The 11,986-nt window shown below is 67.9% G+C and carries 5 protein-coding genes; 3 read left to right on the forward strand and 2 right to left on the reverse strand.

The window, feature by feature from the left end; all coding sequences use genetic code 11:
- Positions 1 to 9: 9 nt before the first annotated feature.
- Positions 10 to 6,456, reverse strand: coding sequence for an Ig-like domain-containing alpha-2-macroglobulin family protein (locus DB30_RS10255; protein ID WP_052548210.1), 6,447 nt, complete (start codon positions 6,454 to 6,456; stop codon positions 10 to 12).
- A gap of 75 nt (positions 6,457 to 6,531) precedes the next feature.
- Positions 6,532 to 7,803, reverse strand: a complete 1,272-nt coding sequence (locus DB30_RS10260; RefSeq protein ID WP_165703691.1) for an alpha/beta hydrolase family protein — start codon at positions 7,801 to 7,803, stop codon at positions 6,532 to 6,534.
- A gap of 66 nt (positions 7,804 to 7,869) precedes the next feature.
- Between DB30_RS10260 and DB30_RS10265 the strand changes: the two genes are divergently transcribed.
- From DB30_RS10265 to DB30_RS10275, 3 genes are all read left to right on the forward strand, one after another.
- Positions 7,870 to 8,688, forward strand: coding sequence for a M23 family metallopeptidase (locus tag DB30_RS10265; RefSeq protein WP_052548212.1), 819 nt, complete (start codon positions 7,870 to 7,872; stop codon positions 8,686 to 8,688).
- A 130-nt stretch (positions 8,689 to 8,818) separates the two neighbouring features.
- Positions 8,819 to 10,591 (forward strand): adenylate/guanylate cyclase domain-containing protein, encoded by a 1,773-nt coding sequence (locus tag DB30_RS10270; protein WP_052548213.1) that lies wholly within the window; start codon positions 8,819 to 8,821, stop codon positions 10,589 to 10,591.
- On the forward strand, positions 10,588 to 11,967 hold the full coding sequence (locus tag DB30_RS10275) for a serine/threonine-protein kinase (RefSeq protein WP_052548214.1): 1,380 nt from the start codon (positions 10,588 to 10,590) through the stop codon (positions 11,965 to 11,967). The genes DB30_RS10270 and DB30_RS10275 overlap by 4 nt, the downstream gene beginning before the upstream one ends.
- Positions 11,968 to 11,986: the final 19 nt, after the last annotated feature.

The raw sequence follows: 11,986 nt of genomic DNA on the forward strand, positions 1-11,986 counted from the left end.
CCACCCTGGTCACTGCACGATCTTCACCATTGACGACGACCCATGCCCAAACCGCTCGGGCTCGTACATGGCCTCGGCGTGAACCGGCGGCAGCACGAATGTCCCCAGGTTGGTCGCCCGCGCGGTGTAGCTATATGTGTAGACCCCCGCGCCCAGGTGATCGGCAAACAACAACATTCGGTCATCCCGCATTTGCGTGTGATCGAAGCTAAACCACGGGTACCACCAACCCCGGCTCACCTCCGCGTATGGGTACCCCCGGTATCCATAGTCGTAGTCGTAGCCACCGTCGTAGTTGGCGCCGCCCCCAGACACCCCAACGCTAGTCGAGAAGCGCGGGTTTTGGCCCTCGAACCCACCGGGCAGCGGATCATCAACGACCACGAAGTTGGCCCGATCCTGCACGGTCAAGGTCAGCGTGACCTTGACGTTGGTCCCCGCCTTCACGCTCCACGAGCCATCGTCGAGCTGCCGGACCGCGTTGGGATCCGGCTTGTCGGCGCCGCCCTCGGGCAGCGCTTCGTACCGGCGTGAGACCGTGAACCCGCGATCGACCGGATCCATGTGAAAGTCCGCAGGCGCGTAGCGCAGCCCCAGCCGGTAATACAGCTTGCCCGGCCCCTCTTTGGCCAGCGTGACGCTCTGGACCGACTGGCCAAGCAGCGCCCGCATCGGCAGCTGTTGGTTGACCTTCGCCATGTCGCGCCCCTCGAATTTGGCCTCGCCCGCGAACATGACGTCGAGCCAGATCCGGGCCACGTAGTCCGGGGTCTCGCTCTCGATCGCGGCGTAGTAGCGCGACGCGGCCATCAACGCCCACGCGTTGGCGTGCGTGGTGGTCCAGCGCCCGCCGCTGCGAGGGTCGCGGTCCGACATCAAGCCGGCCATGATCTTTGGCGCCATGCCTTCGTCGCCGGTCTCCTGGCCCAGCTCGATCAGCGCCATCAAGGCGATCGCGTCGGTCTGCGTGTTCGAGTGCATGAGCGCGGCCAGACCGTCGCCAGCCGCTTCGGTCTTCGACTCGGCGAAGTGGATCACCCGCGCGTTCTCGATGACGAGATCCTCGAGCTCGGCGAGCACGGCCTCGACCGGAGCCTTTCGCTTGTAGCGATGCGCGGCGCTCATCAGCAGGATCCGCCCATACAGCGGGATCTGGGACCGCTTGGCCCAGACCTTGTCGAACAGATCCGCGCCCCGGTCTTCGCGTGACAGCAGCCACAGCGCAAACGCCCGCGTGGTCCAATCGTAGTAGGTGCCCCACCGCGTGGTCACGCCATTGCGCACGTAGCTGTCTAGATACGCCATCGCGCGACCGAGCTTGGCCTCGTCGACCTCGTAGCCGGCCTGCTTGCCCTCGAGCAGCGCGAGCGTGACCCAGGTCGAGACATAGGGCCAGCTCTCGCGGCGCTTGTCGTCGCCCCAATAGGTGAAGCCGCCGTCCCAGTTTTGCCGCTGAAACAGGCGCTCGATCCCGTCGCGCGCCAGCGCGTCACGCCGGGCCCGATCATGGACATCGGCGATCGGGAAGTCGTTCAGCACGTCGCCAAGCGCGAAGATCGGCAGCAGCCGGCTCGCGGTCTGCTCCGAGCACTCGTAGGGGTAGCTGACCAAGAAGTCGACAGCGTCCTCGAGCCCGTTGAGCGCGGTCGAAGACATCGAGACATCGAGCCCGCCAAACCCAGGCAGCGCGTCCTTGGGCAGCTGCACTTGGCGCTGCACGGACGCCGAGGTCATGCCGTAGTCGGCGAACGCCTGCTTGGTCGCGGGCACCAACACCGGAATGTCGAGCTGGGTCGCGTCGCGGCCCTCGTTTGACAGCGCGGCGAACTGCAATCGCATGATCCCCACGCCGTCAACGGCCATCGGAAACCGGACCTCCCGGGACTCGCCTGGCGGGATCTCGAGGGTGTCCTGCACGCTGCCGAGCATGGTCACGTTGACCCCACGGGTCCCAACCATGATCGCCTGGGTCGTCTCGCTCTGGTTGTCGACCATGACCGAGGCCTCGAACTGATCGCCCATGTTCAAGAACCGGGGTAGCGAGGGCCGCAGCATGATCGTCTTGCGGACCCGGACCGAGGCCTCGCCGCTGCCAAAGCGATCGGGCCGGTCGGGATCAATGGCCACGGCCATGATCCGAAAGCTGGTCAGGTTCTCGGGCATCTCGATCGTCGCGCTGGCCCGCCCCTGCGCGTCGGTCTTCAGCTCCGACTCGAAGTAGGCCGTGGTCGCAAACAAGGTGCGCAGCGACACCTCTTGGGCCATCGCCACGTTGGCGTCGAGCGTGGTCGTGGCAGTGCTCGCACGCGCGGGAGAGGGCGCGGGCGGTGGCATGGCCCCCGGCGCGGACTTGCGCTTTGACTCCTTTTCGGCTTCAGCGGGCATGTTGCCGCGGCCGCCAAACCCTGCCCCAGAGCCCCTGCCGTAGCCCGACCCAGACCCGCCGCCGCCGCCGCCCTTGCCGATCAGCCCCGTGGTGCCAAGACCGATCGTCCCCTCACCCGTCCCGCCGCCGCCGCGCCCGGTCCCGACCAAGCCCAGGCCGCCCACGCCGTAGGCCTCGCCGACCTCCCCACCCATGAGGCCGCCCGTGTCCGCCGAGGGCACGTCCGGGGTGGGCCCGACCGAGGGCTTGGGTTGCTGCTGGGCGTCGCGCGGCAACACCAGGCTGTGATCCGCGAACAGCCCAACCTCGCCGGGCCGCTGGTAGTGAAAGAACGAGAGCGGATCCGGGGTCTGGTAGCCCATCAGGCTGAGCACGCCCTCGTCGACCACGAACAGCGCGACCGCAGCGGGGATCGACTCGCCGTCGACCGCGTGGGTGTGCAGGTCGACCCGCAGCTTGGTCCCAGGCTCGACGCGATCGAACTCGGGCTCGACCTCGACGACCACGGTCTTGCTGTCCTTCGACACCATCAGCTGGACCTGGCCGCTGGCCGCCGCGGGGGCGCCCAGATCCTGATCTTCGGGGGCCCCCGCCACGCGGGTGCGCGGCTTGCTGAGCACCGCAGACGCCGTCACGCCCGCGACCATCTCGGGCGTGATCGCCACTTCGACCACCGCGACGCCGCCGCGCACGTGCAGCTGATGGGTCTGGGCCAGGCCCTCGCGCTCGATCACCAAGAACCCGCTGGCCTCGTCGAAGGGCGAGCGGACCAGCAGCTTGGCCGTGTCACCGGGCTCATAGCTGGCTTTGTCCGCGACCAGATCGACGCGCTTGTCTTCGTCGTCCCAGACCACGGCGTCGTCGCCATGCACGTAGAGCTCGAGCACCGCGCGGTTGCTGCGGCCCTTCGCGTCGGTGATCTCGGCGACGACCTCGTGGGTGCCGGGCTCGCCCACTTTGACTTCGCACGCGACCGGCGTGGCCCCAGACGTGAGCGCGCAGGCGCTGGTCTTGGTCTCTTCGGTTGAATACGCGTAGGTCCAGACCCCCTGCTTTTGCACGGCTGTGCGGGTGGTGTCCTTGCGAATGACCTTCAGCGCGACGGGCACGTCGTGCACGCGCTTGCCCTCGACGTCGACGACCACGGCTTCAACCCGGGTCTGCTCGCCCTCGCGCAGCACGCTGCGCTCGGATCGAAGCCCCACATAGTAAGCGGCCGGATGCACGACGAAGCTGCCGTTGCCCGCGATCGCTTGGCGGTTCTCGTCGGTCACCGTCGCCGCGATCGAGAAGGTCGCCGCGACCGGCGGCGGATCGACCTTGGGCGCGTCCTCGGGATCCGGCTTGGCTGGCGGCGTCTGGCCCGGCAGCGGCGGCTCGACCTGCGCGAGCGCGTGGGTGACCTTCAAGATGCCCTGGGCGTCGAGCTGCTTGGACTTCGACTCGAGCTGCTGGGTGGGGTTCCAACCACCGCCCCAGTACTCGCCGCCGCGCCCGTAGCCGCCATATCCGCCAAACCCATATCCGCGCCGGCCCGGCGACGCAGAGAAGTGAAACCCCGAGAGCCCCTCGGCCGGCGGGCGAAACTCCGTCGCTTGGCGCGAGAGCGTGTAGTGAACGTCGGCGCCGATCATTGGCGCACCAAACAGATAGCGACCGCGGATCTCGGCCTCGAGCTCGTCGCCAAAGTACAGCGGCGACGACTCTGCCCGCGCGACCTCGACCTCGAACTCGGGCGTGCGAAACGCCTCGACCGCGAAGTGGTGATAGAAAGTCTCGCTCGAGCCAAACAGCCCGTCGTGCTCGAGCTGAAACGTGTACGTGCCGGTGTCGCCGTTCTCGTCGGTCTGAATGTCGACCGCGAAGGTCCCAAATGCGCTGATCTTAAGCTCGCCCTTTTGGACCTCGACCCCGCGCTCGGTGCTGACCTGGTACTTGGCGGTGATCCCATTCCCCCACGGGATCACGGCGCCAGCGGGCCCGCGGGTCTCTTTGCGCACAACCCCCACGAGGTGAACGAGCTCCCCGGGCTTGTAGGGCTGACGCTCGGTGAAGATGAAGGCCCGGACCTGATCCTCGGCCTTGTCACCGTACAAGCGCGAGACCCAGCGGCCCTCGAGATCGCTCCGATCCAGGGGCAAGAACGCCTCGTCGTTGCCCTGCTTGACCGCGAGCATCAAGGTGTACATGCGTTCGCTGCCAAGCTTGGGCCGCGCGACGCCCTTGGCGTCGGACTTGCCCTTCCAGACCTCCCGCGCGCCTTGATCCGTGAGCAGCCGGACCTCGGCCCCCGCGATCGGCTCGCCGGTGTCGAGCGCGGTCACCAGCGCGACCGCGTCGTGGCGATCCACAGCCGCGCTCACGCCAATGTTGGTCAGCTGAACGACCTGCCCCAGCGTGCTGCGCTCGGTCCAGCCCCAGCGCTTGTACTCTTCCGAGCGCAGCATGAGGTAGACGAAGGTATCGGTGCCATCAATGTAGTCGTCGAGGTCGAGGGTGATCGTCTGCTCTTCCTTGCGCGACTTCGAGACGTTGATCTTGTGGGTGTGCTGGGGGCTGCGAAGCTCCTCGGGCCACTTGTAGTCGTAGGCGGCCATGCCGTCGTGGCGGTGATAGCTGCCAAGCTCGGTGCTGTTGAAGGACGAGGCCATGACCTCGATCTCGCGCAGACCCGCGACCTTGATCTGGAGCGTATGACCAGCCTTGGCCTCGATGATCCCGGAGTGCTTGGCCATCGGCCACACGCGCAAGTTGGGCTCGAGCGGGCCAAGCTTGACCTTGGCCTTGTAGGGCTTGGCGAGCGCTTGTGCGTAGACGTCCTCGATCCCCGCGTCCACGCTGACCTCGTAGGTGGTGTCACCCATGAAGTCACCGCTCAGCTGGATGCCGTTCCAGCCCGCGTCGATCTTCAGGTTGTCCACCGCGGGGCTGACGTGGACCTTGTCGATCACCCGCGCGTCACGGATCTGGTTGCTGGCGTCAATGATGATCCCATAGCTGGCCGAGCACGGCGACGAATCGCAGCGATGCGATGACAGCTTCAGCGGCGGATAGGTATGAAACGAGAACGACAGCTTGTCGCTGCGCAGCGGTCCCTCGCCGTAGACGCCCGGGGGCAGCTCGACGGTGTACTTGGTGTTGGGCGCCAGCTTGGCGGTGGGGCGCAGCACGACCACCCGCGCGCGCTCCCACGCCTGCTCGCCGCCGATCACCGCCTGGCCAACCCAGGGATCGACGAACTTGGCCAGGTCCTCGTCGTTCCAGCGCGACTCCGGTATCAGCTCGAACGCCACCCGCTTCGAGCCGGCCTTCAAGCTCAGCGCCGAGGCGACCGCGGCCGCGTCGACGCCCTGGTTGAAGCGCAGCAAGATCGGCTGATCCAGCGCGACGTGGGTGGCCCCGTGTTGATGCGGCACGCTGCGATCGAGCGCCAGCTTTGGCGTGGAGATTGACCACTCGACCGGCTTCGCAAGCTCGGTCCCGTGGGTTGACTGGGTCCCCGCGGGGATCGTGATCTTGTAGTCGGTCGAGAACGGCAGCCGGCCGCTCGGGTAGAAGGCCAGCGTGCGCGTGCCCATCCAGCGAAACTCACCGTCGATCGCAGGCTCGATCTGCATCGGGGCCGTGAGCGCGCGCAGATCTTCGATCGACGCGAGCGGGACCATGGGGTGGTTGAACGACACCCGGATCGCATCAACCAGACCCTGATCGCCATCCGGGCCCTTGCGCAGGACCTCGAGCGGGCCGGTTGGTGGCTCGGAGATGCCGACCGCGTCGCTTGGCGGAGCCGGCGGCGGGAACGGCAGCTCGATCTCTTCGCCGACCTGCGCGGGCTTTTGCGGGCCGGGCTTGGGGACCAGCTCACCGTGGAGATCGGCCGCGCTTGGATCGAGGGGCGCGACGCCAGCCCAGAGGTCCAGCTCCACGACCGGCTCGGGCTCGGGCTCGGGCTCGGGCTGCTTCTTGGTGCACCCGACGAACACGAGTGCGAACACCACCAGCAACAGAACGCTCGCGCGCCAACGTGGGGTGTGCTTCGACCGAGCAAAGACGGCTTGGGGTCCGCGCATGCCGGCATGATAGCGCGGCAGCGACGCGAGGGTGCGTGATTCAGGCGGACACTTGGAATCACCGGAGCGCTGGGTTCATGGTCGCCAGCGATCCTCGGGCAGCCCGAGCCCGCCCGAGAAGCGCCGGGGCTGATCCTTGTGATAGACCTTGGTCGGGATCAGCGTGACCTCGGGCAGGCTCTGCATCCCGTCTTCGTAGGCGGCGCACCACGCTTTGTAGTCGTCCCGCCACTCCTCGGCGCGGGCCTCGAGCTCCGCGCAGGTCCAGCTGCTGCCGGCCACCTGCTCGCTCGGCCGCGAGGCGCACCACGACTTCTTGTCGGCCCACAGCGCGGCTTCGGCCTTCATGTTCACGCACCAGGGATCCCGGCCCGCGAAGGGATCCGCGATGCCCTTGTCGGTCACGACCAGCGTGAGCTTGGCGCTCGCGCCAGTGTCCTTGACCGCCGCGTAGCAGCCGTCGGCCCAGCTCTGAAAGCTGGCGTCCAAGAAGATGTACTCGCGCACCTTCGCCGAGCCGCGCCGGGCAATGTTGAGCAGGGCGATCCCGCCAGCGCTGTGGCCCTCGGCGATCACGGCGTCGGGCAGCTTGCTCGCGTGAACCCCCAATTCGTCCACGAGCAGCGCCGTCACCTGTTCGTGGAGCTTGGCAAAGTCGTCGCGGTAGTCGGGCGGCGCGGCGGGATCCATCCACATGCGATCGTAGGCGACGTTGCTCCACCCGCGGTGGCCCGGCTCGAGCCGCTTGCCCGCGCTGAACGGATAGATCAGCGCGACGTTGTGGTGCGGCCGATCCTGCTGCAGCTGCGTGATCGCGGCCAGGGTCTGGCCAAGCCGCTCCCAGCCGACCCACTGGTTCTTCTTCAGGCCCTCGCGCTGCTGCTCGACGTGCTCGCTGTAGGTGCCGTGAAAATGAAACACCAGCTCGAAGGGCTTGGCATCGTCGGCCCCGGGCGGGATGAAGATCAGCACGTCCCGCCCGCCGTTGCCCTCGAGCTTGCCGATCCAGAGGGTGCCGACCTGCTCGAGCGCGGCGGCGAACTCGACCAGGCCCGGCTGCGCGGTTGGGTCGACCGTGAAGCCAGCTTGAATGGTGGAGTCCGCGACGACCGGTGGAGGTGGCTGGGGCTGGGCCTCGGGCTGGGCCTCGGGCTGGGGCGACGCGGGCCCGCGCTCGAGCTCGGACGCCGCGCTCGCCTGTTCGTTGGCGGCGGCCCCGGGCGAGACGATCTCGGCGTCAGCGAGCGCAGGCCGGTCACCGATCGGCTCGGCGACGTTCCCGGGCGCGCATCCGCTCAACGCGAACACGAGCGCGAACGAACACCCCCCGTTCATGCGCTGCGCCACTTCCCGCATTGTGCCCCACCGCTGGCGGGCCTTCCAGCTCGAACACCGATCCCCTACCCTGGCGGCATGCGCCTCGCCCGATCTGCAACGCTCGCGCTCGCGCTCGCGCTCGCGCTCGGCTCGACCACCTGCGGCGGCCCCGACGGAGACATCGTCTGGCCGATCTCGGGCTCGGCCAAGCCCGACGCCGACACGATCGCCGCCCCGTTTGGCCCACGCGATCAATCTGGCAAGTACGACTTTCACGCTGGCACCGACTTTCCGGTCCCCGAGGGCACCAAGATCCACGCGATCAAGGCTGGCGAGATCGAGAAGGTCGTCGACTGGGATGGCAAGACGGGCCCTGGCAATTGGGTGTTGATCGATCACGGCGGCGGAGAGAAATCCGCGTATCTGCACATGAGCAAGACGTCGGTCAAGGCCGGCGAATTCGTGGAAGCTGGGGCGGTCCTGGGCCGCAGCGGCAGCGTTGGCGCCAACTCCGAGCACCTGCACCTCAACTACATGGTCGGCGTGCAGAGCAACGGCGCCGACGAGGCCGTGGCCCGCAACGTGCTCGAGCTGCTCCCCCACGGACAGATGCCCCCGCTCGAGGTCACCTTCAGCGACACCGCCGTCGAGCTGCGCGTGCCGATCCAGATCATGACCATCCAGACGATCACGGTCGCGGGCGCGGGCGAGTCACGAACCCTCGATTACGCGGGGGTGCTGGCGATGGGCAACCCCGATCGTGACGATCCAAGTCAATCGGGGCTCACGGTCGCGGTCACGGATGCCGACGACGGCAGGTTCACCCTGACACTGGCGGTGCAGGCACCAAGCTTCATCCCGACCCAGGTGATCGTGACCGACATTGACGGTGAGTCGTCAACATACCAGCCCTGATCCGTCGAATTGCGTAACAGGACCGTAGCCACCCGGCCGGACGCTTCGACCGCACCGGATGACACAACCCCGTTTTGGGAGTATGCCAAGATCACCCTCGCTGCGTTCCGCTCGCGCGAGGCGCCCTCTCATGTCGACTCCCCCCAAGGGCAAGCCGGGCATCTCGCTCCGGCTCAAGCTCGGCGCGCTCGTTGCCGTCGTTGCAACGATCCCGCTGGCGCTGATCGGCTGGCTGGCGATTCAGGTCAACTCGGACACCCTCGAGACCACGCAGCGCGAGCTTCAGGTGGTCGTGCTCGGGGATCTGTCACGCACGATCGACGACGAATTCGCCGACGCAGAGGCCGGCCTCGACACGATCGGCCGGGTGTTGTCGGACACGGCGATCGACCCAGACGCTCGCATCGCCCTGGCCAAAGCCACCGTGGAGGCCCGGATCAGCCTGGATCACGCGGCGATCTACACCCGCGAGGGCGAGCTCATCGATGTGATCAGCGAGCGAGATGTGGTCGACACCGCGTTGCTGCCCGAGCAGCTCTCGGCGGAGCTGATGGCCGCCGCCGCCCCGGTCCGCGCGGTCACGGGCGAGGTCTACAAGGCCGAGCCGGCACCCCGCGTCACGATCGCGGTCGCAATTCGCCCCGAAGGTCCTGATGGTCCGATCAGCGGCTTTGTCGTCAGTCTCGTGTCTGCGGTCGGCATTCAAGACCGGGTCATGCACCTCGCCCAGGCCCACCTTGGCGCCGGTCCAGAAGCGCTGTTCGTGGTCGACCGCGATCTGCGGGTGATCGCGCATGTCGATCGCGAGCGCGCGGTCACCCGCAGCTCGGCGAAAGATGCGGGTGCGCTAGCAGGCATCGACCCACAGGCGCTGCAGCCAATGCTGGCCCGCTCGGGTGAGTTCGAGGGCGCACAGATGGCCATGGTCGGGACCGTGATCGGGCTGCCGGATCGGCCGTGGGCCGCGGTCGCCCAGGTCCCGCGCGCGCGCGCCTACGCAACCTTGGAAGAGATGCGCAAGATCGTGATCGGCACGGTCGCGGCTGTCATGCTGCTCGCTGGCGGCTTCGGGGTGCTCGCTGCCCAACGCCTGACCGCCCCGCTGCGGGCCCTGACCGAGTTCGCTGGCGACTTGGCCAAGCGACGCTTCGATCGCCGCGTTCAGCCGCGCTCGCGCGACGAGCTTGGGGTGCTCGCCAGCGCGATGTCCAGCGCCGCGGCCGAGCTGCAGGCGAGCGAGGCCAAGCTGGCCCGCGAGATCGAGATCCGCCATGACCTGGGTCGCTACATGCCCGCGGAGATCGTCGAGCGCGTCGTCAACCGCGAGCAGGACATGGGCCTTGGCGGCGAGCGCCGCGACATCAGCGTGATGTTCATGGACGTCGTCGCGTTCACCCCGCTCACCGAGAAGCTGCAAGCCGAGGCGATCGTCGAGCTGCTCAACCACCTGTTCACGATGTCGACCGAGATCGTGTTTCGCCACCAGGGCACCGTCGACAAATTCATTGGCGACAGCATGATGGCGTTCTGGGGCGCGCCCGCAGACTGTGAAGACCACGCCGAGCGAGCGGTCGCGGCCGCCGAAGAGATCCTCTCGTGGCTCGAGGTCTCCAATCAGCACTTTCGGGATCGCTACAATTGCACGGTGCGCCTGGCGATCGGCATCAACTCGGGGCCGTGCGTGGTCGGCAACATCGGCTCGGACCGGCGCATGGAGTACACGGCGATCGGTGAGGTGGTCAACGTCGCGGCCCGGCTCGAGGCGATCGCCCGGCCGCAACAGATCTTGGTCACCGAGCGCACCCGCGAGCTGGCCGCCAGCGCGTTCGACTTTGCTTCGGTCGGGCGGCAACAGATCGGCGGCGGTGATCAGCCAGTCAAGCTCTACGAGGTGCGGCTGTGAGCACCGATCCCTCCGCGCAGGTCAGCGCGGGCACCCGGATCGGCGATCGCTACGAGCTGCTGGAGCTGATCGGCGAAGGGGGCATGGGCGCGGTGTGGCGGGCCAGGCAGCTCAACCTTGGCCGCGACGTTGCCCTCAAGCTGTTGGTGCCCGCCGACTTCGAGAGCCGCGAAGAAGCGCTGCGCCGGTTCGGCCGCGAGGCGCGGGTCGCCTCGGCGATCAAGCACCCCAACGTGATCGAGGTCTACGACGTCGGCGAGTTCGAGGGCCTGACCTACCTGGCGATGGAGCTGCTGCACGGCGAGAGCCTGCGCGACCGGCTGGTCGACCCGCGTGACGCGGGCCTGCCGGTCGCGGCCGCGGACATGCTCGAGATGAGCTTCGTGATCGACGTGGCCCAGGCGATCGCCGAGGCGCTCGTCGCCGCTCACGCCGTGGGCGCCGTGCACCGCGATCTCAAGCCCGAGAACATCTTCTTGCAGCTCACCGGCCCGCAGCTCAGCGGCGAGAGCATGCGCGTGGTCGTGCTCGACTTTGGTCTCGCGTTCATCGAGCACGACGAAAAGCTCGGTCGCATGACCCGGCACGGGGTCGTGATGGGCACGCCCGACTACCTGTCCCCCGAGCAGGCCCGCGGCGGCGAGGTGGGCCCGGCGTCCGACGTGTACTCGCTGGGCTGCGTGCTCTACGAGCTGCTGTGCGGTGCGCCGCCGTTCTCGGGCAGCTCGCTCAACGTCATGACCCAGCACCTGTACGTGATCCCCACGGCGATCGGCGCCCGCCGGGCCGGGCTGCCGCGCGAGCTCGAGGAGCTGACCATGGCGATGCTCGGCAAGCACCCCGAGCAGCGCCCGCGGATCTTGGAGGTCCGCGATCAGCTCGAGCTGCTGGCGATGACCTTGTCGGGCCGCCGCAAGCACCGACGCGACGCCAAGGTGCTCGAGAACCGGGCCGAGCGGATGATCTCGTTCTCCCCCACCGCCCCGCTGGCAACCACCACCGCTGCCGCAGCTAGCTCGGCCTCGACGGATCTACGCGTGGCGCTGGTCGGCAGCCTTGGCGAGGTCGCCGAAGAGATCGATCTGGGCTTGCTCAGCAACGACATGGCCCTCGGGGTGTGGACCGGCGCGGTCGCAGATGCCGACGTGATCCTCGTGGCCAGCGTGGAGGGTGACATCGTCGCTCGCGTCGCGCAGCTGGTGGAGACCGGGCTCCCCGTGATCGCGGCGATTCGCAGCGACGACCGCCAAGCCATGGGCGAGCTGGCCCGGGTCGGCGCCGCCGAGGTCACGACCTTGCCCCTGGCGATCGACAACTTGGTGCGGTCGCTGCGACGCGCCAAGCGACGCCATGATCGCCGCAACCGCCCCCGCTGACGCCACCTTCCAAGCCCTG

This window comes from Enhygromyxa salina, assembly GCF_000737335.2.
Classification (GTDB): domain Bacteria; phylum Myxococcota_A; class Polyangia; order Nannocystales; family Nannocystaceae; genus Plesiocystis; species Plesiocystis salina_C.